General features: G+C 64.3%; 20 protein-coding genes. 11 read left to right on the forward strand and 9 right to left on the reverse strand.

What is annotated here, in order from left to right; translation table 11 throughout:
• Positions 1-69 precede the first annotated feature (69 nt).
• The 3 genes from treF to VIZ63_RS01300 all read left to right on the forward strand — a co-directional run bounded on the left by treF (position 70) and on the right by VIZ63_RS01300 (position 3200).
• Positions 70-1713 carry an alpha,alpha-trehalase TreF gene (gene treF, locus VIZ63_RS01295; protein WP_331607665.1) on the forward strand — a complete coding sequence of 548 codons (1644 nt, stop codon included), beginning with the start codon at positions 70-72 and terminating at the stop codon, positions 1711-1713.
• 263 nt (positions 1714-1976) lie between these two features.
• Entirely contained in the window at positions 1977-2285 is a 309-nt protein-coding gene (locus VIZ63_RS25555; RefSeq protein ID WP_414703734.1) for a helix-turn-helix domain-containing protein, read from the forward strand.
• A gap of 345 nt (positions 2286-2630) precedes the next feature.
• Positions 2631-3200 carry a glutathione S-transferase family protein gene (locus VIZ63_RS01300; RefSeq protein ID WP_331607666.1) on the forward strand — a complete coding sequence of 190 codons (570 nt, stop codon included), beginning with the start codon at positions 2631-2633 and terminating at the stop codon, positions 3198-3200.
• Positions 3201-3308: 108 nt separating this feature from the next.
• Here the strand turns inward: VIZ63_RS01300 and VIZ63_RS01305 are convergent, their stop codons facing one another.
• From VIZ63_RS01305 to VIZ63_RS01315, 3 genes are all read right to left on the reverse strand, one after another.
• Positions 3309-6254: a hypothetical protein gene (locus VIZ63_RS01305; RefSeq protein ID WP_331607667.1), complete on the reverse strand. Its 2946-nt coding sequence runs from the start codon at positions 6252-6254 to the stop codon at positions 3309-3311.
• 68 nt (positions 6255-6322) lie between these two features.
• The gene (locus VIZ63_RS01310; RefSeq protein WP_331607668.1) at positions 6323-7660 is read right to left on the reverse strand and encodes an HlyD family type I secretion periplasmic adaptor subunit; all 1338 of its coding nucleotides are present in this window, start codon (positions 7658-7660) and stop codon (positions 6323-6325) included.
• The gene (locus VIZ63_RS01315) at positions 7657-9372 is read right to left on the reverse strand and encodes a type I secretion system permease/ATPase (RefSeq protein WP_331607669.1); all 1716 of its coding nucleotides are present in this window, start codon (positions 9370-9372) and stop codon (positions 7657-7659) included. Before VIZ63_RS01315 ends, VIZ63_RS01310 begins: the two co-directional genes overlap by 4 nt.
• A gap of 122 nt (positions 9373-9494) precedes the next feature.
• Between VIZ63_RS01315 and VIZ63_RS01320 the strand changes: the two genes are divergently transcribed.
• A complete protein-coding gene (locus VIZ63_RS01320; protein ID WP_331607670.1) occupies positions 9495-10454 on the forward strand; it encodes a TraB/GumN family protein in 960 nt (319 codons plus the stop codon).
• A gap of 8 nt (positions 10455-10462) precedes the next feature.
• On the opposite strand, the gene VIZ63_RS01325 is transcribed toward VIZ63_RS01320, so the two are convergent.
• The 4 genes from VIZ63_RS01325 to VIZ63_RS01340 form a co-directional block, all read right to left on the reverse strand.
• A complete protein-coding gene (locus VIZ63_RS01325) occupies positions 10463-11710 on the reverse strand; it encodes a S8 family peptidase (protein WP_331607671.1) in 1248 nt (415 codons plus the stop codon).
• On the reverse strand, positions 11707-12357 hold the full coding sequence (locus VIZ63_RS01330) for a zf-HC2 domain-containing protein (RefSeq protein ID WP_331607672.1): 651 nt from the start codon (positions 12355-12357) through the stop codon (positions 11707-11709). Before VIZ63_RS01330 ends, VIZ63_RS01325 begins: the two co-directional genes overlap by 4 nt.
• A gap of 2 nt (positions 12358-12359) precedes the next feature.
• Entirely contained in the window at positions 12360-12953 is a 594-nt protein-coding gene (locus VIZ63_RS01335) for an RNA polymerase sigma factor (RefSeq protein WP_331607673.1), read from the reverse strand.
• 75 nt (positions 12954-13028) lie between these two features.
• Positions 13029-13772 carry a TorF family putative porin gene (locus VIZ63_RS01340; RefSeq protein WP_331607674.1) on the reverse strand — a complete coding sequence of 248 codons (744 nt, stop codon included), beginning with the start codon at positions 13770-13772 and terminating at the stop codon, positions 13029-13031.
• A gap of 116 nt (positions 13773-13888) precedes the next feature.
• Between VIZ63_RS01340 and VIZ63_RS01345 the strand changes: the two genes are divergently transcribed.
• From VIZ63_RS01345 to VIZ63_RS01365, 5 genes are all read left to right on the forward strand, one after another.
• Positions 13889-14212 carry a glutaredoxin family protein gene (locus tag VIZ63_RS01345; protein ID WP_331607675.1) on the forward strand — a complete coding sequence of 108 codons (324 nt, stop codon included), beginning with the start codon at positions 13889-13891 and terminating at the stop codon, positions 14210-14212.
• 95 nt (positions 14213-14307) lie between these two features.
• Positions 14308-14940 carry a LysE family translocator gene (locus tag VIZ63_RS01350; RefSeq protein WP_331607676.1) on the forward strand — a complete coding sequence of 211 codons (633 nt, stop codon included), beginning with the start codon at positions 14308-14310 and terminating at the stop codon, positions 14938-14940.
• Between the two features lie 15 nt (positions 14941-14955).
• A complete protein-coding gene (locus tag VIZ63_RS01355) occupies positions 14956-17208 on the forward strand; it encodes an OmpA family protein (protein ID WP_331607677.1) in 2253 nt (750 codons plus the stop codon).
• Positions 17209-17310: 102 nt separating this feature from the next.
• On the forward strand, positions 17311-17679 hold the full coding sequence (locus VIZ63_RS01360) for a DUF3592 domain-containing protein (protein WP_331607678.1): 369 nt from the start codon (positions 17311-17313) through the stop codon (positions 17677-17679).
• Positions 17680-17755: 76 nt separating this feature from the next.
• On the forward strand, positions 17756-18022 hold the full coding sequence (locus VIZ63_RS01365; protein ID WP_331607679.1) for a GlsB/YeaQ/YmgE family stress response membrane protein: 267 nt from the start codon (positions 17756-17758) through the stop codon (positions 18020-18022).
• Between the two features lie 126 nt (positions 18023-18148).
• On the opposite strand, the gene VIZ63_RS01370 is transcribed toward VIZ63_RS01365, so the two are convergent.
• Complete coding sequence (locus VIZ63_RS01370) at positions 18149-20191, reverse strand: S9 family peptidase (RefSeq protein WP_331607680.1); 2043 nt, start codon at positions 20189-20191, stop codon at positions 18149-18151.
• A gap of 164 nt (positions 20192-20355) precedes the next feature.
• Between VIZ63_RS01370 and VIZ63_RS01375 the strand changes: the two genes are divergently transcribed.
• Positions 20356-20847: a hypothetical protein gene (locus VIZ63_RS01375; RefSeq protein ID WP_331607681.1), complete on the forward strand. Its 492-nt coding sequence runs from the start codon at positions 20356-20358 to the stop codon at positions 20845-20847.
• Between the two features lie 65 nt (positions 20848-20912).
• Here the strand turns inward: VIZ63_RS01375 and VIZ63_RS01380 are convergent, their stop codons facing one another.
• The gene (locus VIZ63_RS01380; RefSeq protein WP_331607682.1) at positions 20913-21101 is read right to left on the reverse strand and encodes a twin transmembrane helix small protein; all 189 of its coding nucleotides are present in this window, start codon (positions 21099-21101) and stop codon (positions 20913-20915) included.
• 182 nt (positions 21102-21283) lie between these two features.
• Between VIZ63_RS01380 and VIZ63_RS01385 the strand changes: the two genes are divergently transcribed.
• Complete coding sequence (locus VIZ63_RS01385) at positions 21284-22123, forward strand: hypothetical protein (RefSeq protein WP_331607683.1); 840 nt, start codon at positions 21284-21286, stop codon at positions 22121-22123.
• The last annotated feature ends 11 nt before the right edge of the window (positions 22124-22134 follow it).

Consider the following 22134-nt stretch of genomic DNA (forward strand, 5'->3'; position numbering starts at 1 on the left):
ACACGGATCGCCCGAGGCAACCCGGGCGATCCGTTTTCGTGGGTCCTGCAGATCCGCTGAGGCGACCTGATGATTCCGGCAAAGTTGCTCGGTTGGCAGCGATACCGGGCGCGGACTGGCGTCGCGGCGCTGCTGTTGATGCAGTTCCTCGTCCTAGCGTGCGTTTCTACGCCGCCGCCGCGCGCGCCCGCAACACCGGCGCAGATCTACGGTGAGCTGTTTCGCGATGTGCAGCTGGGGCGGGTATTTCCGGACAGCAAGACATTCGTCGATACGGTGGCGAAACGCGACCCGCAGCAGATCGTGGCTGCCTATCAGCGCGAGAAGCAGCAGCCGGGATTCGATCTGCGCGCATTCGTCGAGCGCGAATTCCAGGTGCCGGTCGTTGCGGCGTCTGAGTACAAGAGCGTTCCCGGCGAGGACGTCCGCTCGCACATCGACAACCTGTGGACGGTACTGACCCGCGACCCGGCGCTCGAGATCGAATATTCCAGTCGTTTGCCGCTGCCGTATCGCTATGTCGTGCCGGGCGGCCGCTTCAACGAGATGTATTACTGGGATTCATATTTCACGATGCTCGGGCTGCAGGCCAGCGGCCGGCACGATCTGGTGCGGGCGATGTGCGACAACTTCGCCGTGCTGATCGAGCGTTACGGCCATATTCCGAACGGCAATCGCAGTTACTACGTGAGTCGTTCGCAACCGCCGTTCTTCGCCGCCATGGTGGAATTGCTCGTCGCCCATGAGGGTGATGGCGCGCGTGCGCACTACCGCGCGGCGCTGCAGTCGGAGTACGACTTCTGGATGGAGGGATCGGAACGCCTGACACCGGCCAGTCCGGCGCATCGCCGCGCCGTGCGCATGCAGGACGGGTCGATCCTGAACCGCTACTGGGACGATCGGGCGACACCCCGCGAAGAATCGTACCGGGAAGATGTGGAAGCGGCGCGCTCATCCGCACGGCCCGAAGAAGAGATGTATCGCAACCTGCGGGCCGCTGCCGAAAGCGGCTGGGACTTCAGTTCCCGCTGGTTCAAGGACGGCAGCACGCTCGCGAGCATACGCACCGTCGATCTCGTCGCCGTTGATCTCAACAGCCTGCTCTGGCAACTGGAAATGACTCTTGCTCGCGCCTACGACGATGAGGCGGATAAAGCGGCGCACTTTCGCGGACGTGCCGAGTCCCGCAGGTCCGCGATGCATCGTTACCTGTGGAATGAAAAAGCTGGCGCCTTTACCGACTATTCATGGGCCGACCGTCACAGCATCGAGCAGGTGACGGCTGCAACGGCGACACCGTTGTTCTTTGGTATTGCGACAGCCGATCAGGCGGAGCGGGTCGCGACGGCCATTCGTGACACTCTGCTGGGCGCGCACGGCGTCCTCACGACCTCACAGGTGACCGGGCAGCAGTGGGATGCGCCGAACGGCTGGGCGCCGTTGCAATGGATGACGATCGAAGGACTGCGACGTTACGGACACAAGGCGCTCGCCGACGACATTGCGCATCGCTGGGTGAAACAGAATCTCGCGGTCTATCGGGCAACTGGCAAGCTGGTCGAAAAGTACGATGTCGTTGCGGGGACTGCGGCAGCGGGCGGCGGCGAGTACCCCTTGCAGGATGGATTCGGCTGGACGAATGGAGTGCTGCGCGCGCTGTTGAGCAGGCATCCCGAATGGGCGCAATCGCCGCCTCATGTGCCAGACGATTGAGTTGAGGTCGACCGGTGGGTCTGCACCGCGGCCAAGTAGGGTGTCGCAGGAGTTGCTATTGGACGTGGCTGCTATGCGACGTCACGACGGCGTCATCGCGCAGGACGGCGATCGTTGGACCGCGGCGGCCGGCACAGCGGACATCCACCTCGGCTGCCGCCGGCCCCGGTTGATGCTCGTGGAGAGACGCCGTGGATCGCAGTCGCCATTTCCGGGGCAGGCGCCGCCGGTAGAGGCAGACGCACGTCCGTTGCACGCGCAACGTGGCTGCTGGATGCGCGGGACGGGGTCGATGTGTCCGTTGCGGCACTGAGCGGACAGTTGGCGGTCACCAGTCGGACGTAGGCGCGCAGACTCCGGGCCAGCACTGGAACCAACCGCTGCAGTACCTGCAGTTGCGGCGCATCGCCCTGGCACGCAGGCTGCGCGAGGACACGAAATTCACGCTCGAAACCATCGGTGAGCGGTGTGGCTACCAGGACATGTCATCGTTTCGGGAGCCGTTTGCACGCCACAAGAGCATGACCCCGCGGGAGTGTCGGTCGCGGTTCGCAGCGACGCAGCGAAATTGAAAGTGTCCGAATGTGTCCGTTATGTGTCAGGTAGTTGCAACTCGTCCTTTGGTATGCGATATCGGCCGCGGTTAGGACGGCGTTGAAGCAGGAGCGCATATGCGTAAGGTAGCGGCCCTGATAATGGTGGTCGGACTGGCAGGTTGGACTCTGGTCGATAGGCAGATGCTGGCGACGGTGGCGGATCGCCTGGATCTCGGCGCCGCGCGGTGCTCGGAGCTGACTCGGGCCGAACCTCTCTGCCCGCTCTGCTGAAAGAGCGAGCGCGGTCTGACGAATTCACCGTGTTCTTTCCTGTCCGGTGACGGGCATTCTCCTTCCTGTAACTCCTGATAGGAGTCACCCGTGAAGCTCTATTTCAATCCGCAGAGCCGGGCAGTCATCGCCAGGTGGATGCTCGATGAGTGCGGCGCCGACTACGAACTCGTCACGATCGACTTCGAGAAGAAGCAGAACAAATCGCCGGACTTCCTGGCGATCAACCCCGCCGGAAAACTGCCGGCGCTGGTCGATGGCACGACGAAAGTTTTCGAAGGCGCCGCGATCGGCCTGTACCTTGGCGACAAATTTCCGCAAGCGAAGCTGGCACCGGCTATCGGATCATCCGGCCGTGGCCGCTATCTGTCCCTGATGGTGTATTCGACGTCGCAGCTCGAGCCGGCCATGGGCGATGCATTGCTGAAGATCGACACAGTACCGTCACGCGGCTGGACCAATTTTGAAACGGTCAAGGATGTGATCGAACGTGAGCTGGGGCAGGGGCCGTATCTCTTCGGCGAGCAGTTCACGATGGCCGACATCATGAATGGCTCGATGTTTCTCTGGGCGCGCCTCTGGGGTACTCGGACCGAGCGGCCGAAACTCGAAGCCTGGCTCGATCGCCTGGCCGCCCGGCCGAAGGCGATGAAGTTCTAAAGAACAGTTCAAGTCAGTGAGAGATCAAATCGCTGAAGCCGAGCTGCCTCTCTCGTAGCCGTTGGAGGCTCTCCCCCGACATCGAGGGAGAGCCGTGCCGCAGATCCATCAGGCGAGGAACTCTGCCGGAGCGGCAGTCGCCAGCAAGTTCTGAATGATGATGTTGTCGCCGGGACCGCCGTCGAGGATGTCGACACCGTCGCCGCCCAACAGCACATCATCGCCAGCGCCACCCAGAAGGGTGTCGTTACCCGCGCCGCCCAGCAGGATGTCGTCGCCATCGCCGCCACTCAGCGTCAGTCGCATGCCGAGCGCGGTCAGTGTCGATGCCTCGATCACGTCATCGCCGCCGAGTCCGTTGATCACGAGGTTGTCCGTCACGTCGAAGTCGCTGATGACCACGCGTGAAGCGAGGCCGTCGATCATGAGATCGCCGTCCTGCAGGGTCAGCACGATCACATCGTCGCCGTTGGTCGCATTGATGGTGACGGTATCGACCTGTCCATCGCCGCCGCCGGCAGCGCCGAGATCGAGATCGACCTGCGTCAGGTCGGTGCCGGTCATATCGTTGATCACGATGTTGTCGGCGCCGCCGAGTGCGTTGAAGGTAATGCGTTCGACGTCGTTCGCATCCATCGTCACGTTGGCGATATTGCGGAAGAAGGTCACGCGACCGCCGTTGGCCGAGATGTCGATGTTCTCTGCGATATTGGCGCCGTTGAACCGCATCGTGTCGAAGCCGGCCTGGCCTTCGATCACGTCGTTGTCGTCGCCCGGATTCCAGACGAAGGTATCGTCGCCCGCGCCCATGAAGGCGACGTCGTTGCCGTCGCCGCCGTTGAACAGGTCGTCTCCGGCGCTGCCGTATAGCGTGTCGATGCCCAGGCCGCCGTTGAGCGTCAGCTGCAGGTGACCGGCGCGCATTTCGCGGGCATCGAGCACATCGTCGCCGCCCAGGCCATTGAGCGTGAGGCGGTCAGTACTCTCGGCGTGGTCGATCCACAGCACATCGGGTCCGTCCACGACCGCAATCGAATCGCCGACGCTCAGAACCGACAGGGAACCGGCATCGTTGCCGTCGCTGCGCGTGATGGCATCGATGTGTCCGTCGCCGGTATTGCCGCCGGGCGTACCTGCCAGATCGATCACAATGGACTCCATGTCCGTGCCCGTCATGTCGCCCACGGCAATGTTGTCGGCGCCGCCCAGCGCCTTGAACGTGATCTTCTCGACACCGTTCAGATCCATGACGACGTTGGCGACGTCGCGGTTGAACAGCACGCGGCCGCCGTTGGCAACGATGTCGATGTTCTCGTTGGCGTTCGAGCCGTTGAACAGCATCTCGTCGGATCCGTCCTGGCCCTCGATCGTGTCGTTGCCATCGCCCGGATCCCACTGGAACACATCGTCGCCCGCGCCGAGGAAGGCCGTGTCGTTGCCGTTGTCGCCGAAGACGAAGTCGTCGCCGTTGCCGCCCAGAATCACGTCGGCGCCCTGACTGCCGAAGATACGGTCATTGCCCGCGCCGCCGTCGATCGTCAGGCGTGCAACGCCGGCCGCCAGCGTGGTTGCGGTGATCGTGTCATTGCCGCCCAGCGCATTGACGGTCAGTGAGTCATTCGCACCTTCGCTGTTGGTGATATTGACCTGTGCCGCGAGGCCAACGACCGCTACGGAGTTGCCGGCGCCGACGATATCGATCACCTCACTGGCGTTCCTGCCGTTGGCAATCACGGTGTCAGCCTGCCCATCTCCGGCAGTACCGCCGATCGTGCCGGCCAGATCGACATTGACCCGCTTCACGTCGGTCCCGCTCAGGGTATTCACCGTCAGTGTGTCGGTACCGCCCAGCGCCCGAAGATCGATGGTCTCGACGTCATTGAGATCCATGACGATGTTGCCGAGGTTGCGTGTGAAGCGCGCCCGGCCGCCATTCGCCGAGGCTTCGAAGATCTCGTTGCCGGCGCTGCCGTTGAACAGCATCGTGTCCGTGCCGGCCTGGCCTTCGACGATGTCGCTGCCGTCGCCCGGATCCCACTGGAAGACGTCGTCCCCGGCACCGAGGAACGCGGTGTCGTTGCCCTGCTGACCATCGATGAAGTCATTGCCGGTGCCGCCAGACAGCGCATCCTGGCCGTTGCTGCCGAGGATCGTGTCGTTGCCGGCGCCGCCGTCGACGGTGACCCCGATCAATGCCGCGAGATTTCCCGTGGCCGAAAACGAATCGTCGCCGCCGTTCATGTTGACGACCAGCTTTTCCGACGTACCGATGTCGATGGAGAAAGGCGCGGGGCTGACGCGGTCGAAGCGAACGCGCGTGCCGTTGGCGGTGGCGGTGAACACCTCCGCACCATTGCCGCCGTTGACTTCGACGGTGTCGATCCCGGCGCCGCCCTCGGCCAGGTCGGTGTCATCGCCGGGATTCCAGATCATGCGATCGTCGCCGGCTTCGCCGAACATCTGATCGTCGCCATCGCCGCCGACGAGAGTGTCGTTACCCGCGCCGCCGAACAGCAGGTCATTGCCGCCCTTGCCGAGCAGCGTGTCGTTGTCGGCCTGGCCGAAGAGTTGATCGGCGCCCGAACCGCCGGTGAGGACGTCGTTGCCGGCGCCGCCGAACAGATTGGCGCGCGGCAATGCGCCATTCGCTTCGTTCAAGGTGATCGTGTCGTTGCCGCCGAGTCCGAACGCCTGGATCAGGCTGGTATTCGCAACCGTCGGCGTGCCGCCCTGCGTCGACACGGCTCCGCCGTTCACGAGGATCTTGCCCGCCGCATCGCGACTGAACGTGATGGCGTTGTCGAGCGAGTCGCCAGTGACGCTCAGGAGCCCGGCGCCAGGCGTGAATACACCCCCGACAGCCTGTGTCGAGATGCCGCCCGCCACCGTTGGGGCAGGCGCAAGCGTTTCGAAGGCGGGCTGCGTGGGCGCCGGACTCGACTCCGTCGCTACGCGGCTCGCCGTGGAAGAAAATTTCGACTGATCGAACGCGATCAGATCGGATTCTTCTGCCGCGACCGCATCGCTGTCGCGGGAGATCTGAGACTGGGACATGGAAATACTCCTGTGGTGTTCAAATCAGGAACTGGGTCGTGTGGCGGGAGTGAGCCGGGTATCCCGTGTCAGGGTTCCCGCATGGCGCGACTGGCGAAGGCGCTGAAGGGCTTCGCCAGGTACTCGAACAAGGTGCGCTCCGGTGTGGTGACGAACACGTCCGCGGGCATGCCGGCGCGCAGGCGCGTGCCGGGCAGAGTCTTCAGGCTGGCCGCGTCGACCACGACGGTTGCAACGAACCACGATTCGTTCGTTTGCGGATGACTGACGCGATCCGGCGAGACGAACGACACCCGTCCGTGCAGCGGCGGTGTCGTGCGCGCATCGAACGAGTTCAAGCGAACTTCTGCGGCCGCGTCCGCGAACACATGATTGATGTCCTGCGGCCGAACGCGTGCTTCGACCACCAGCTTCTCGTTGCTGGGCAGGATGTCGACCAGCGGTTCGCGCGGACCGATGACATCGCCCACGGCGGCGACGCGCAACGCCATGACTTCGCCATCGACCGGTGCACGCACCATCTGGCGTCCCACCTGATCCTGGGATGGACGCAGTCGTTCTTCGATCTCGCGGATGCGGGCCGACGACTCGCGCAACTCGTCGGTGGCCTGCTGCTGGAACTGGTTGCGGGTCTGGGCGGTGCGCGCCTGCAGTTCGCTCATGCGTTGACGTGCGATGGCCAGTTCACTGCGGCTCTCGCCGACGCGGCTGCGATAGTCCGCTTCCGCCCGTTGCAATTGCAGGACGCGTGCTTTCTGCACATAGCCGTCGCTGACGAGCTTCTGGTTGATCTGCAGTTCCTCTGCCGCCAGAGAGGCTGCGGATTCTGCGGAATCGATCTGCAACTGCAGTGCCGCCGATTGGGAACGCACCTCCGTGATCTGCTGCTGCAACGACGTGAGTTGCTCGTTGAACGTGCGCTGGCGCGCTCCGAACAGCGCGTGCTCGCGCAGGTAGTGTTCGCTGACTTTGCCGTCGGCGTCGAGCGTACTGGGGACATCGAAGCGTGACTGCAGCGCCGCTTCTGCCGCTGCGCGTCCGGAGCGGATCTTTTCCGCGAGCAATTGATCCTGCAGCAGGCGCAGTTCTGCATCGTTGCGCACGGAGCCGACCACGATCAGCGGATCTCCCGCCCGGACTTTCTGGCCGTCGCGGACCAGGATCTGCCGCACGATACCGCCTTCCTGGTGCTGCACGGTCTTGCGGTTCAGCTCGACCTTGAGCTGGGCGGGCGCGACGATTGCGCCCGACAGCGGCGCGGCGAAGCACCATGTGCCGATCGTCGCGCCTGCGGCAGCGATCGCAATGACCGCACGCCGGGTGAGTCGACTCAGCGCTTCGCGATCGGTGCTGTCGGGGTCCGAGTGCAGCAGTGTTTCAAACGCAGAGGGACGCGCGGTGTTCATGCGATGGCTTCCGATGCGGTCGAAGGAGCGGCGACGGGCTGCAGGCGCGGAGTTGCAATGCGCAGTCGCGGCAGCACGGCGGACGTCGGGCCGAAGGCTTCGATCGCGCCATCCCGCAACAACGCCAGCTTGTCCAGTTGCGACATCAGCGCCGGGCGATGACTGACCATGATCAGTGTCGTGCCGAGCGCCTTGAGATCGGCGAAGGTGGCGAGCAGGGCCGCCTCCCCGTCAGCGTCGAGATTGGCGTTCGGTTCATCGAGCACCACGATCGTCGGTGAACCGAACAAGGCGCGCGCGAGGGCGATACGCTGTCGTTGTCCGCCGGAGAGCACGGCGCCCGCCTCGCCGATCTGGGTGTCGTAGCCCTGCGGCAGTCGCAGGATCATTTCGTGCGCGTGCGCGAGCTGTGCCGCCTTCACGACCTGCGACGAGTCGACGTTGCCGAGCCTGGCGATGTTCTCGGCAACCGTGCCGGGAAACAATTCGACATCCTGCGGCAGGTAGCCGATGTGCACACCGAGTGCGTCGCGATCCCATTGCGCAATGTCGGCGCCATCGAGGCGGACGACGCCGGACTGTGGTTGGCGAATGCCGATCAGCAGACGGATCAGCGTCGTCTTGCCGGAGGCGCTGGGACCGACCAGTCCCAGACTCTCGCCGGCTTGCAGCGAAAAGCTGACGCCCTTGATGAGAGCAGGGCGGCCAGCGGCCACGCTGAAGACGACCCGTTCGAGATCGAGGCGGCCGCCCGGTGCAGGCAGCGCGACCCGCATCGAGGCTGCCTGCAGCGAAGCACCTTCGTCGGGCGCGCTCAGTCGCTGCCAGGCGCCGCGGGCTTCGAGCAGTCCTTTCCAGCCGCCAATGAGTTGCTCGACCGGTTGCAGCGCGCGACCGAGCAGTATGGTGGCCGCGACCATGATGCCGGCCGAGGCCTCGGCGCCGATCACCAGCCAGGCGCCCACTCCCAACATGATGACCTGCAGAGCCTGCCGCGAGATGCGCGCGACCGCGCTCAGCATCGAGGTCGAGTTGCCGAGCGCTGCCTGTGTTTCGAGCAGTGTGTCCTGACGTCGCTGCCAGCCTGCGACGGCCGAGCGTGTCATGCCCATCCCGGCGATGACCTCTGCGTTACGAGTCAGCATCTGAGTCTGCTGACTCATGGCGCGCGACCCCTGCAGTGCTGCAGTGGTGCGCTGGCGCGTGAGCTTTTCGGTCAGCAGTCCGAGCAGGACCAGGGCACCTGCGCCAACGGCGGCGAGTATGCCGAGCAGCGGATGCATCAGGCCGATGATCAGCAGGTACAACGGCAGCCACGGCGCATCGAACAAGGCCAGGATGCCGGGGCCGCTCAGGAAATTTCGCAGCACCGTGATATCGCGCAGCGATTCGGATTTCCTGGCGGCGGGCGCGACAGCGGCCTGATGCAGCGTGTGGGCCAATGCAGCCGGGGAGAGTTCGCGGTCGAGCGCCCTGCCAGCCCATGCCAGCGCGCGCGCCCGTACCGTGTCGACGACATAGCCCAGTGCCAGTGCCAGCGCTACGAGCGCCGACAGCATTCCCAGCGTCTCCATGCTGCGACTGCTGAAGACGCGATCGAAGACCTGCATCATGTACAGGGCGGGCATCAGGAGCGCGAGATTCAGAATCAGGCTGGCGCCACCGGCGAGCAGAACGAAGGGTCGCAGTCGTTGCAGGAAGAGCCAGCGCATACATCGTTCCCTGTGCTTTTGTTGCGCGCTAGTCTTTGGAAACGCAGTGATGGCGTCTGCTGACTTTCGTCAGGTCGTGTCGCTGCCCGCGGTCACTGGAACGGAATACCTAAGCGTCAGTCATGAACCTTCGGCCACTTGTCACTTACTGTCTTGGCGCTGTCGTCGCGCTGTGTGATTGTTCTGTCCAGGCGATGGCGAACGACGACGTCGTGCCGCCGGCCGCGGCGGAGGTGACGGTGACTGCGGAGCGTCCGGGGCCGCGACTCTGGCGTGTTACCAATGGCGCCAACACGCTGTGGATTCTCGGCACGCAGGCGCCGTTACCCCGGGGGATGAGGTGGCGCTCGGCGGAAGTCGAGGCGGCGATCGCGGCATCGAACGAAGTGTTCGGCGCCTACTCAGTGTCGCTGAGCATGATCGGCCTGCAGCCGGTCGAGCCGCAGCCATTGCAGCGTGTGCTGCCACGCAAGGTGTACGCGCGCTGGGTGGCGATGCGTGACAAGTACATCGATCCCGGCATCCGCACGGAAGATCTGCTGCCCGCATCGGCGGCATTGCTGTTGCAGGCGAGCGCCTATGAGCGTGCCGGGCTGACGTCGACCGACGATCTGTGGCGAAGCATCTACGGGTTGGCGCGGCTGCACGACGTGCCGGTGCGCTCGCAAGAATTCGAGATCGATCGCCAATCACGCGAGAAAGTCAGCCAGCGTCAGGCGCGCGAGGCGGGTGTTCGCTTCCTGATGCATACGATGGATCGCCTCGAAACCGAGCTGGCTGCGTCGACGCGGCGTGCCAATGCATGGGCCGATGGCGATCTGCCGACATTGATGCAACTAGCGCCGAGCGACGAGTCATACGCCGAGGCTCTTGCACGCAGCTGGCCATTTCTCGGCGCGGAGGAAGTGGATCGCATCATCGAAATCGAAGACAGTCGTCTGGCGGCTGCGTACGACCGTGCATTGCGCCGCAACCGGACGACCTTCGCAGCGCTGCCCATGCATCTGCTGACCAAACGCAGCGGTGTGTTGTCGATCCTGGCGGCGACGGGGTATCAGATCGAACAGCCGTGGGATGAGTGACCCGGCACCTACGGCGGTGCCGGGCACGACGCGTTTGTCAGTGACGCCACGGCCGCGCAGGCGTTGATCCGCCGACTGGCATCGACGCCTGTTTGACTTGCAAGCAGTTCCCGCAGTCGTGCCGCGCCCAGCGTCCGGTTCAATGACAGCAGCAGGGCCGCTGTTCCGGTCACGCTTGCAGCCGCGAGCGAGCTGCCGGACACGAAGTCGTAATGACCGTCCGGTGCGAGCGTCAGTACATCGACGCCCGGTGCGTGCAGCGCGTCGTCGCCGGCATCTGCCGTTTCGCTGGCGGCGGCTTTCAGCACTCCTTCGATGCCTGTCGGAAAGGCGTTGTCGTTGGCATTGGCGGCTGCCGCGCCCACGAATACGATGCCGCGTTGCTGTCCCCGCAGCACCAGCCGGGTGAGCAGGGAATCGGCGGGACCGGCGAGACTGAGATTCACGACCTGCACACGCGCCGAGATGGCGGCCGCGAGACCTCTGGCGAGCGTGAATGTATTGCACGACGCGCCTGCCGTAGCGTTCTGCCAGCAGGCCTTGTACACGTGCAGCCGCGACTCGGGGGCGATGCCGACGATACCGACGCGATTGTCCGAGTCCGCCGCAATCACGCCGGCAACGGCCGTGCCGTGACGATCGCGTCGGAAGGAGGCGTCATCGCTATCTACGAAGTTCTGTTGCTCCACGACGCGTCCGACGAGATCGGGATGCGAGGTGTCCACGCCGGTATCGATCACCGCGACATCGATGCCAGCGCCGCGCGACCAGCGATGCGCTGCCGTCACTTCCATGGCCGCCAGGTTGGTCTGGAGGGCGCGATAGGGATCGCCATCGGGCGACGTGAGTGCGCCAAAGGCATTGAGCGGCTGCGCCGATTCCACGCGATCGTCGTGTTGCAGCCGCGCGATCATGGCAGCAGCGGATTCGCCTGCCGGCAACGCGAAAACGACGCAATGGATACCTAGTTCTGCGATGGGCCAGCCGGAGACCTCGCTCAGTCCGTATGTCTTGCCCAACGAGCGGACGATGCTGCGCGCAAAGACGGTTGCCGAATAGCTGGTCGCATTGTCGTAACCCCGTAGCGTCGATCCGGCCCGCGACGACATGGGCACCTGATCATTGCGGACCGTCACCACGACGAAGTTCTCGGGGTGCGAGCGCACCCCGAGCGGCAGCGCCGTGTGACTGCGCGGCATCATGGTGCAGGCGACGCATGCCACCAGGAGGCCGAGGATCGTGAGGCACCGCGTCATTGACTGAGTGTGTGGGCGAGTTCGGCGAACATGACTTGCGGATGTGCACGCAGGCGGGACACGGCATCTGCGCCGTCAGTGCTCCCCAACGCAACGGTGTAGACGCCGGCATCGGTCGGGCCGGCAATGATCTGCGCATCGAGCGAATGCAGCAGAGCGGCAATGTCCTGCGAGACGGCGTTCGGGGCGAAGACGACGCGAGCGACGGCTCCAGCGTGTGTCGGCGCAGGAACGGACGAGAGGGTGCTGTAACGGGGCGCCTGACGCAATTCGTGGAACTTCCATGAAATCACGCCGGCGATTCCGACCAATGCGATCGCCTGGACGACTACGGCCGCGACCAGCCATTGCGTGCGCGACAGGTGCCGCGGTGCGGACTGGGGTGTCGCAGTCGTTCCTTCCTGTTCGATTCGAGCCATCAACTTGCGCAGCGACGCGTGCGGTGTGTCGAGCACGACTTCGCCGTTGAACAGTTGCGATCGCAGCAGGCGCTGTTCTTCGAGTTCCGCCCGACATGGCGCGCATTCCTGGAGATGCTGCTCGACCTGCAGGGTCTGCGCTGCACTGAGGCTGCCGTTGACCAGCCACGGCAGCAGGTCCCAGCTTTCGTTGTGCCGGCTCTGCCGGTGCGGCTCGATACGCTCCACCGTCATTCTCCGTTCGCCCGATCGCCATCGGCCAATTGCGCCAGCGCCGTCCTGAGCTTGCGGCGCGCATAGAACATGCGGGTCTTCACCGTGTTCACAGGACATCCCATGATCATGGCGATCTCCTCGCACGAGTGTCCGAGGAAGTAAGTGAACTCGATGACCATGCGCTGTTCGATGGGCAGCGAGATCAGTGCGTGCTTCAGCCACTCGCGGGTCTCGTCGATGGCGTAACTGTCCTCGGCGACGGCGATGCCGCGGGCCTCGCTCTCCTCGACCGTCGGATGCGCGTTGGCGCGGCGCAACGTGGTGAGCGACTGGCGATAGGCGATGCCGAGGATCCAGGTCGACACCTGCGAAGCACCGCGAAAGTCACCAGCCTTTTTCCACACGATCCACAGGGTGTCGTTGATGATCTCTTCGGCCAGGTCGCGCCGGGACGTCAGCCGCGAGATGAAGCGACTGAGGCGACGGTGATAGAGGAAGTACAGCTCGCGGAAGGCGTCGCGGTCCTGCCGTGCGATGTGACCCAGCAGGCGCAACTCGTGTTCGTTCGAGGTGGGCTGTCGCTGCTCTGGTTTGGGCCGCAGATCCATGGGACACGATCCGACTGCTGGATGACGACGTCACAGCGTGAGTGCGTGGGCGGCCGCGTTCGGTTCAATCCGGTATCAGAACCGCCAGGCCAGCGAGCCGGTCCACTGATAGGCGGCGCGGTCGTAACCGAAGGTCCGTTGCGCGTCGCGATCAGCGGCGATGTAGGCGACCGCGATCTGTGTACGGCCGAGCGAGCAGGCCAGCACCACGTTCCAGTACCAGTAGTCCGCGTTGAGTGCGGACGGAAGATCGTAGTAACCGACTCCGGCCGAGGCTGCGAGAGACCCGACGACGGGTTGAACGGCGACCACCTCGTACGCCAGGGCGGATTGCTCAATGGCCAGCGCCTCGTTGGCGTACATGGTGAGGTTCGGTGACCACGAGGCCGAGGCGAAAAATCGCGATTGATAGCCGAGCGCGACGAGCACTTCGTCGTGGCTGTAGCTGTAGGCGCGCGGATCGTCCGGATATGTGTAGTGGGTCAGCGTCGTCCGCAGCGCCCATTGATCGTCGATCATCCAGTGACGGCTCAGGTACACATCGATCTCGGCCGCCGGGCTCTCGTCGGGATCCACATCTGCACGCGAACCCCATGCGCCCGCAACCCATCCCGGTGCGAATTCGTAATGCAGGTCGGCCTGCAAAGCCGGCCGGCCCTCGCTGTGGGAGAGACCACGGAATACATAGTCACTGCTGAAAGCCAGTGAGCCGCCAACCCGGTCGGATGCTTGTGCCTGTCCGGCTGACGACCAGAAGCATGTGCAGACGCACAGCGCGGCCAGCGCGGTACGGACAGATGTCGCGGACGAAGGGCGCATGACCTTGCGATCTCCGGGCGGGATCGCGCGAGTATAGACCCGACGCCGGACGGTATTGCCCGGCGATTTTCCGCAGCAGTTCGCATCGCAGCGTGCGGCGGCGCTTAGAATGCCGCATGAGAAAAATCGTCGTCTGCCTGCTCGCACTGGGGCTCTGGCTCAACTGGGACCGGATCGACCGTTTGTTCGATGGCGCACCGGCCGTGACCGGCAGCGGCGATGTGGTTCTGTATGCGACGACCTGGTGCGGCTATTGCCGCAAGACGCGCGAGCTGCTCACCAGGCAGGGAGTGCCGTATCGGGAATTCGATATCGAGGCCTCGGACGAGGGGCGGGCACGGTACGAGGCGCTGGGTGGTAATGGTGTGCCGGTGCTCGACGTGCGCGGTACGGTCATTCACGGCTACGACGAACGCAGAATTCTCTCCGCGCTGCACTGAGTCTGTGCTGCCCGCGTTGCAGGACGACTGAGCGGACCGCCGCCTGTCGCGTTCCGGTATTCTGCGGGACGTCGCTCATTCCTTAAGGTCGTCCCATGATTTCGATCAGCACCTGGCTGGGCTTTGCCGCAGTCGCTCTGGCGATGGTCGTGACACCCGGGCCCAACATGGCGTATCTGATGTCGCGCTCCATCAGTCAGGGACGCCAGGCGGGAATGATTTCACTGGCCGGCGTCGCGAGCGGTTTCGCCGTGTATGTAATGCTGACGTCTTTCGGTATCACGGCATTGTTCATCGCCGTTCCCTTTGCGTACGACACCCTGCGACTGACCGGTGCGGCTTACCTCGCGTGGCTCGCATGGAACGCCCTGCGCCCGGGCGGCGTTTCGCTGCTGCAGCCGCGTTCGCTGGCAATCGATGCGCCGCGACGGCTGTTCGGCATGGGCCTGTTCACGAGTCTGCTCAATCCAAAAATTGCGATGCTCTACCTGTCGTTGTTCCCGCAGTTCATCGATCCCGCGCGCGGCAGCGTGCTGGCGCAGAGTCTGCAGCTGGGACTCACGCAGATCGTCGTGAGCGTCGCCGTCAACAGCGCGATCGTTTTCACGGCGGGCGGTCTCGCCGTGTTTCTGGCGTCGCGTCCGCTATGGGCGCGCTTGCAGCGCTGGTTCATGGGCACGATTCTCGGTGTGCTCGCCGTACGCATGGCGTTGGACACGCGCCGCTAGGCGCCACTGCTGATCATGAGGTTGCGCCGCGTTGCCCCCGTCGCCGTATCGCTCGTGCTGCTGCTGACCTCTTTACTGGCGTGGGCCTGGTTCACGCCCCATCCTCTCTGCGACGACCCCGCCTGTGTCCGACAGCGCTTCACGCTCGATCTCGAGCTGGATCGCTTCGAACGCGTCGACCCCATCGCGTTGCAGATCGTCACGGAGGAAGGCGAGGTCTCGGTGGCGTCGGTGATCGGTTCCGGCGGTATCGACGTGCGAATCCGACCGGAGGATCGCAGACTGCCGCTCGCGGTCAGCGAAACGCTGGATCGCGCCGACCTGTACGCCTTTGCGCAGGAGTGGCGCACGCGCACCTCGCAACCCGGTGCGGACGCCACGTTGTACGCGATGCTGGCGCCGGCCATCGTGTCGGACACTGGCGAAGAATTGTTCGGCCTGATGTTCGATGCCGAGGATCGCAGCGGTTTCGCCATGGCGCCTGCCGAGGTCGCGCGCCGGTTCGACAGGCATGAGCCCGATACCGTACCGCTGCTGCAGATGCGTACGTTCATCCACGAGATGCTGCATGCGTTGAATCGACGTCACGGCGAGGCCGCGCAGATGCCGGGCGAACGCCTGACCATCGAAGCGCCGACGCGCTGCATTTCCGACAACATCGACAAGCCACATTGGACGTTGCGCGAGCGGCCCCTGATGGCGCTCAGTCCCTCGACGATCCGGTTTTTCCAGAGCGCGCCGGCTGCGCGTGTGCTGCCGGGTCCCGCCAATTCGCCTTTCCTGGCGGGTTCGCCGTCGACGTGCAGCGATGTGCGTGAGTCGATCGCGGTGCCGACGGCAATCTCGCGCTGGGATCTCGCCACCCGGCGCCTGAAACGGGCGCTGCGCTTTCCGCAGGTGCAGGCTGCCGAGGTCGAAGAATCGGACGAAGACACAGAGGCTGTCGAAGCTGCGGAGGGTGATGAACCGGATGGCGCTGAGAAAAACGTCGCCGCACCGGATGTGGACGTTCATCTTCAGGCGATGACGGCCGCGTATCCGCTCGGCTATCCGGTCGCGATTCGTGTGGTCGCGATCAATCGCGGCGAGCGGACATTGCCGCTCGTCGGCCGCCTGTCGCCCGGATATGGACTGCTGAGGATCGAAATCCGCCGCGCACCTGACGAGGACTGGAATCCGATCGAGCCGCTGGCCTGGTACGAACCGATCGATGATGCTGCCGCGATGCTGCAGCCCGGTGCGAAAACCGAGCAGACGGTACCGATCTTTTTCGACAGGGCGCAATGGACGTTTCCCGTGGCCGGCGATTACGAAGTGCGTGCGCGATTGAACCTGGGCGACGAATTCGAACCGGTCGTCACCGATTCCCTGACAGTGCGCATGGAGGCGCCACAGGCCGGGGCCGATCGCGCCGCGCTGCAGCTCATCAGCGATGACGAGGGACGACTGCGCAATGACATCGGGCGACTGCTGCTGCTGCAGGGGCGCCTGCAGGATCCGCAGGCGACGGCGGCGATCGACGAACTGGTGAATCGTTTTACCGACACCGCATTGGGGGTGTCGGTGCAGCTGACGCGCGCTTCGCGTCTGCTGCGTCGTCCGATCGATCCCAAAACGGGTCAACGGCCCCGGCCGGACATTGCGGCCGCTCGCGAGTTGCTCGCCGACAGTTGCTCCGACAGCGGCGTCGCAGCCCTGCGCCGGCAGTTGCTCGACTTCCATGAAGACACGACCGGATCGCAACCCGCACCAGCCATGCTCGAGCCCGTCGAGGCCGCATGGGACGGCGCGGTGCCGAAAGGCAGTGCGTCAGTGGCGACGTACCTGGACTCGGGGCTCGAGGTTGCGCCACAGGTATTTCACTTCTGCGCCGATGCAGAACTGCGAGGACGCGTCGCGAGCGCCGCCACCGCATTCGCACGACAGCTGCGAACCCTCAGGGCTGAACGGATCGTCCTGGTGGGGCATTCGGATCGGGCAGGGACGTGCCGCTCCAATGATTCCATGTCGATGCGCCGCGCCGAGGCCATGCGCGCGGCGCTGATTCATGCCGGAGTGGATCGGCGCAGCATCCAGGTCGTGAGTCTGGGTAAACGTCGGCCGGTGGATTTCGCATCGTCGGCGCACGCCGACGCCTTGAACCGGCGCGTGGAGGTCCTCGTGCCTGGCAGCGTCGCTGACGGCCTGCGCGCGGATGCGCCAAGCGGGCCGATCCTGCCGGAATGCCCGGGTGAAACGGTGCAGGCTTCCGGGCAGGCGATCCCCTGAACGCTGGAATTTCGTGATCCGTCGCACGATCTGTGCGCGCACGCGCGGGCAATCTCCTGCCAGCGTCAATTCCGCGCCAGCGGTTCCTCTACCAGAGTCGTCATGGTCATCCAGCTTCCTTCCCTGATCGCCTTCTGTGGCGGCGTCGTGATTGCCATGATCCTGTCCGGCAAACTGACGCTGCGGGGTTTGCTCACCGCGCAGCAGATCGCACGCGAGGGCCATATGGCAGAAGGGCGTGTCGTCCGTGTGTGGCGCCCGCCGGTCGCGGGCAGTTTTCCGCGCATCTACTTCGAGTTTCAGCCAGCGGGGCACGACATCCTGGTTCGCTGCTGTCACAAGGATCGACGCCTTCTGTCGGGCGAGATCGCGTCGCTGCCAGCGGTCGGATCGTCCGTGACGGTTCGCTATTTGCCGAAAAATCCGCGACGTGCCGTCATCGCGAAGCTGGTTTCACGCTTTACGCATTGACGACTCAACCGGCGTGCACCCAAGCTGCCGGTCACTTCCGGAGTGATCGTTCATCCAATAACAGGAGACGCGGCTCATGGGAATCATCGTCTGGTTGATTGTCGGCGGCGTGGTGGGCTGGCTGGCCAGCATCATCATGAGAACCGACGCGCAGCAGGGCCTGCTGCTGAATATCGTCGTTGGAATCGTCGGCGCACTGCTGGCCGGCTTCATCATCTCGCCCATGCTGGGCATCGGCACGATCAACGACGGTATCAGCGTCGCAACCTTCCTGGTGTCGCTGGGCGGCGCAGTGGTCCTGCTCGCCATCGTGAATCTTTTCCGCCGGGGATCGGTGCGCTGAAACGTAACAGGGAGGATGGGCGCTGCCCGTCCTCCGCCTCAGCGAGCCGGAGGTCACGAAAGTGACGAAGGTCAGAAGGCACCTGTCGGCTCCCCTTGACCCTCGTCACCCCCGTGACCTTCGTCGCTATTTCTTTCTGTACTTCTCGAACCACGCCACGATCGCGCTTGCCTTGGCTGCTGACTGCGACGGGCGCGCGGTGAGGCCGCCATGCGATGCGCCGGGGACTTTCACCAGCGCCGTCGGCACGCCTTTCAGTTGCAGCGCCTGATAGTACTGTTCGGAGTCGCTGACCGGCGTGCGGTAGTCCTGATCACCGACCACCACGAGGGTTGGTGTCGTCACGGTGCCCACGAGCGACAGCGGCGAGCGCTTCCAATAGCTCTCCGGATCTTCCCAGGGCAGCTTGTCGAACCAGTACTTGGGCATATAGGTGGTGATGTCCGTGGTCAGCACCGTGCTCGCCCAGTTGATGACAGGCTTCTGTGTCGCTGCGGCAGTGAAGCGCGTCGTCTTGCCGACGATCCACGCCGTGAGCACGCCGCCACCCGAGCCGCCGGTGACGAACAGGTTGTCGGCGTCGACATAGCCTTCGGCAATCGCTGCGTCGACGGCACTCATCAGATCGTCGTAGTCGTGGCTCGGATAGGCATGCTGGATCAGGTTGGCGAATTCTTCGCCATACGATGTCGAACCGCGCGGGTTCGTGTACAGAACGACGTAGCCCGCGCTCGCATACAGCTGATTGTCCGTCGAGAAGGAAGGACCGTACGCCGCGTACGGTCCGCCGTGGATCTCGAGGACCAGCGGATACTTCTTCGTGCGGTCGAAGTCGGGCGGTGTTACCAGCCACGCGCCGACCGGGCGCTGGTCGAAACTCGATTTCACGGCGAGCGGCTTCACCTCGCCCAGCGTTTTGCTGCCGAGGAAGTCGTCGTTGAGGCGCGTGAGCTGGCGCACGCGACCGCGATGCTCGACAAAAATATCCGACGGGCGTTGCCCAGTGCCGCCCGTGAAGGCGACGGCGCCATTGCCGGCGACGCTGAACTGGCCTCCGGTGTAGGGCCGGTCCAGACCCGCGCCGCTCAGATTGTCGGCGAGCGGGTCGAGACGGCCATTCAGTGACAGCCGCGCCAGCCGGGTGCGACCTGCGTCGTCATACTGGATCACCAGGCTGCGGCTGTCGGCGCTCCATGAGAGCGCATCGATGCCGCGATCGAGCGAATCGGAGAGCAGTTTGGGCTCGCCGCCATCGACTGGCGCCACGTACGCGCGCGCATTGCTGTACCCCAGCAGCTTGTCGTCGAAGCCGAGGTAGGCGAGCTGCGAACCGTCCGGCGACACGCTGGGTGCACCGTCCGGACCGATGCGCGTCGTGATTGCCTCGATACGTGTGTCGGCAACGGTGATCCGGTACAGCTCCGTGTTTACAGGTTCACGGCGCCAGTTCTCGGTGCGATTGCCCGAGCAGAAGATGTGACGGTCGTCGCGTGACCAGCTCAGCGGGCCAGCCTCGTTGAATGCGCCGAAGCTGAGCTGACGCGGCACGCCACCTTCCGCCGGCACGACATACACGTGTGTATACCCTGGCTTGAGGTAGCCCGCGCCGTCCGCGCGATACACGATGTCCGTGATGACCTGCAGCGGCGCAGCCCATTGCGCGCCCTCGGGCTTGGCCGGTGCTTCGCCGAGACCGGGTTTGTCATCGGGCGCGAACATGGTGAAGGCGATCGCGTTGCCGCTGTTCGACCACGCCAGATCGCCCGGAGCGTCGGTGAGTTCAGCCAGCCGTGCCGACTGACCGGTGTCCATCCAGCGCACGAACAGCTGCGGGCGGCCTTCATCGGATGTCGATACATAAGCGAGGCGCTTGCCGTCGCGCGACCAGCGCGGCGACGAATGCGAACCGGCGCCGGCAACGACTGGCACCTGCGCGCCGGTCTCGACATCGATGAGCCAGATCGACTGCCGGCCCCGATCCGACATGATGTCGTAGGAGACGCGCGTATAAGCGATGGCGCGACCGTCCGGGCGGATCTGCGGATCGGTGGCGACCTGTAATCCGAACAGATCCCGGCCTTCGAACTTGCGTGATGGCGAGTCGGGCGGCGCCGCCAGGGTGACAGATGAAATCAGCGCAACGAGCAGCACCGTCGGAATGAATCGCATGGGGCCTCGATGGAGAAGTGAAATGCGAGCGGCATTCTCCACTGGCTGGTCTGGAATACCAAAGAACAGGGACTGCGTCCGGGTCAATGTATGCAAGATGCGGCAAGCCCGAGGGTCCGGATGTTCCGTGCCGGAGGACTGACCCTGTTCAGGGTCGGGGCACCATGAAGCTGGTCATGGATTTGCATGGCAGTAGTCGCCAAGTCGGATTGTTTCTGGTCAAATCTTTGCCAGCCGCCCCGTTTCCCCCATTTTCCGGAGTCCTTGATCGTATGAGAACTCTTTGGCTGATCGTATTGGCCGCGCTTGCCGGTTGTGCTTCGCAGCCATCTGCGGAATCGCCTGCGAAAGACGCGGTGATACTGGAAAGCGCTGCTACGCCTGCACCCACGTCTGCGCCAGCGGCCGCACCGGTTGCTACCGGTGCCGCCACGGCCAGCGTGTACAAGCCACCCGCCGGCTACAAGAAGCGCGTGGCCAATGGTCATACCATTTACTGCACCAAGATAGTGGTGCTCGGGTCGCGCTTCCCCAAGGAAGATTGCCGCTCGCAGTCTGAGCTGGAGAACATGGAAATGCTCAAGGAAGGCATGCGCAACGAAATGAGTCGCCAGCAAGCTCTCTGCGGGTCAGCCGCCGGTTGCGCCAACAACTGACGCCAGGGCGAACCGCAGCTTTCGAAGGCAAGCCGCGGACTCCGCGGCTTGTCTGTCTTACGGGCTCAGCGCATCAGTACAGCAACCACGAGCAGTATCAGGGTCAGTGCCTGGAAGCCGACCCGGGTCCACATCAACGGTGTGCTGAATTCGCGGTCGGTGCTGCCGCCGCTCGACATGGCGAGCAGGCCAAGGAACATCGTGGCCACCGTCGCGCCGATTGCAAGAACGATCACTACTGTCAGAAAGTCCATGATTCATGCCCCCCGAGCCCTGTTGTGTCGTCGCCTGCGACTATACCAATTGTGTCGCCAGGGTCGATCCTAAGGATTTGCCGCGATGGCCGGGGTTGATTCGTTGATTCATCAAGCACCAGGATCGCCAGGATAGCTGGCGCCCGCGTCGCCGGTCCGTCCGGGCGCGTCCGTCTCTTCTCATGCCAAGAAAATCCACGACCTCCCGCGCTCGCAAGGGCTCCAGCCGCCGCAAGCGCGGCTTCCGTATGCCGCGTCCATGGCCTGGCCCCGCGCTGCGCAAGAAGCTGTGGCGGAATTTCCGCGGCATGCCCGGCGCCATGCAGGTCATCGTAGGGCTGGCCGTGCTCGGGATTTTCTGGCTGGGCAGCAACTGGATCTACCAGGTCGTGCGCAAGCCCTCCGAGCTGTTCTTCCCCGTCAGTGGCACGCTGTACAAGTCGCCGCGCGAGACCTGGCAACAGTACGAGCCGATCTTTCGCAAGCACTCCACGGCGACGATCTCGCCAGAGTTCCTGGCAGCGCTGGCGCAGGTCGAAGGATCGGGCAATCCCATCGTGCGCACGTACTGGCGCTGGTCCTGGTCGCACAAGCCCTACGAGGTGTATCGGCCGGCATCGAGTGCGGTGGGCATGTACCAGATCACTGACGGGACGTTCGCAGAGGCACGGCGACTGTGCATCCACGATCACCGCGTGGTCGAGGACGACGCCAAGGGGCAGAAGTGCTGGTTCAACAGCCTCTACATGCGCGTGATTCCGAGTCACGCCGTCGAGATGACGTCGGCCTACCTGGATCATCGGGTGGCAATGGTGTTGCGGCGTAACCGCATCCGGCGCGCCACGGTCGCACAGAAGCAGGACCTAGCCGCCGTCATTCATCTGTGCGGCGCGGGCGCTGGTAATCGCTACGGGGCGCGGGGCTTGCGGCTCACGCCCGGTCAGCGCTGCGGGGATCATGACGTGCGCGCCTATATCGCCAAGGTGAATTCCACGAAGCGGGCTTTCGCCGGCCTGCGGTGATGCAGTTGCGC

This window comes from Povalibacter sp. (assembly GCF_036520495.1).
Lineage (GTDB): Bacteria > Pseudomonadota > Gammaproteobacteria > Steroidobacterales > Steroidobacteraceae > Steroidobacter.

Excerpts from the sequence above, each read along its gene's own strand:
- treF (WP_331607665.1), top strand. The coding sequence starts at position 70 with ATGATTCCGGCAAAGTTGCTCGGTTGGCAGCGATACCGGGCGCGGACT.
- VIZ63_RS01305 (WP_331607667.1), bottom strand. The coding sequence starts at position 6,254 with ATGTCCCAGTCTCAGATCTCCCGCGACAGCGATGCGGTCGCGGCAGAA.
- VIZ63_RS01310 (WP_331607668.1), bottom strand. The coding sequence starts at position 7,660 with ATGAACACCGCGCGTCCCTCTGCGTTTGAAACACTGCTGCACTCGGAC.
- VIZ63_RS01315 (WP_331607669.1), bottom strand. The coding sequence starts at position 9,372 with ATGCGCTGGCTCTTCCTGCAACGACTGCGACCCTTCGTTCTGCTCGCC.
- VIZ63_RS01320 (WP_331607670.1), top strand. The coding sequence starts at position 9,495 with ATGAACCTTCGGCCACTTGTCACTTACTGTCTTGGCGCTGTCGTCGCG.
- VIZ63_RS01325 (WP_331607671.1), bottom strand. The coding sequence starts at position 11,710 with ATGACGCGGTGCCTCACGATCCTCGGCCTCCTGGTGGCATGCGTCGCC.
- VIZ63_RS01335 (WP_331607673.1), bottom strand. The coding sequence starts at position 12,953 with ATGGATCTGCGGCCCAAACCAGAGCAGCGACAGCCCACCTCGAACGAA.
- VIZ63_RS01340 (WP_331607674.1), bottom strand. The coding sequence starts at position 13,772 with ATGCGCCCTTCGTCCGCGACATCTGTCCGTACCGCGCTGGCCGCGCTG.
- VIZ63_RS01345 (WP_331607675.1), top strand. The coding sequence starts at position 13,889 with ATGAGAAAAATCGTCGTCTGCCTGCTCGCACTGGGGCTCTGGCTCAAC.
- VIZ63_RS01350 (WP_331607676.1), top strand. The coding sequence starts at position 14,308 with ATGATTTCGATCAGCACCTGGCTGGGCTTTGCCGCAGTCGCTCTGGCG.
- VIZ63_RS01355 (WP_331607677.1), top strand. The coding sequence starts at position 14,956 with ATGAGGTTGCGCCGCGTTGCCCCCGTCGCCGTATCGCTCGTGCTGCTG.
- VIZ63_RS01360 (WP_331607678.1), top strand. The coding sequence starts at position 17,311 with ATGGTCATCCAGCTTCCTTCCCTGATCGCCTTCTGTGGCGGCGTCGTG.
- VIZ63_RS01365 (WP_331607679.1), top strand. The coding sequence starts at position 17,756 with ATGGGAATCATCGTCTGGTTGATTGTCGGCGGCGTGGTGGGCTGGCTG.
- VIZ63_RS01370 (WP_331607680.1), bottom strand. The coding sequence starts at position 20,191 with ATGCGATTCATTCCGACGGTGCTGCTCGTTGCGCTGATTTCATCTGTC.
- VIZ63_RS01375 (WP_331607681.1), top strand. The coding sequence starts at position 20,356 with ATGAAGCTGGTCATGGATTTGCATGGCAGTAGTCGCCAAGTCGGATTG.
- VIZ63_RS01380 (WP_331607682.1), bottom strand. The coding sequence starts at position 21,101 with ATGGACTTTCTGACAGTAGTGATCGTTCTTGCAATCGGCGCGACGGTG.
- VIZ63_RS01385 (WP_331607683.1), top strand. The coding sequence starts at position 21,284 with ATGCCAAGAAAATCCACGACCTCCCGCGCTCGCAAGGGCTCCAGCCGC.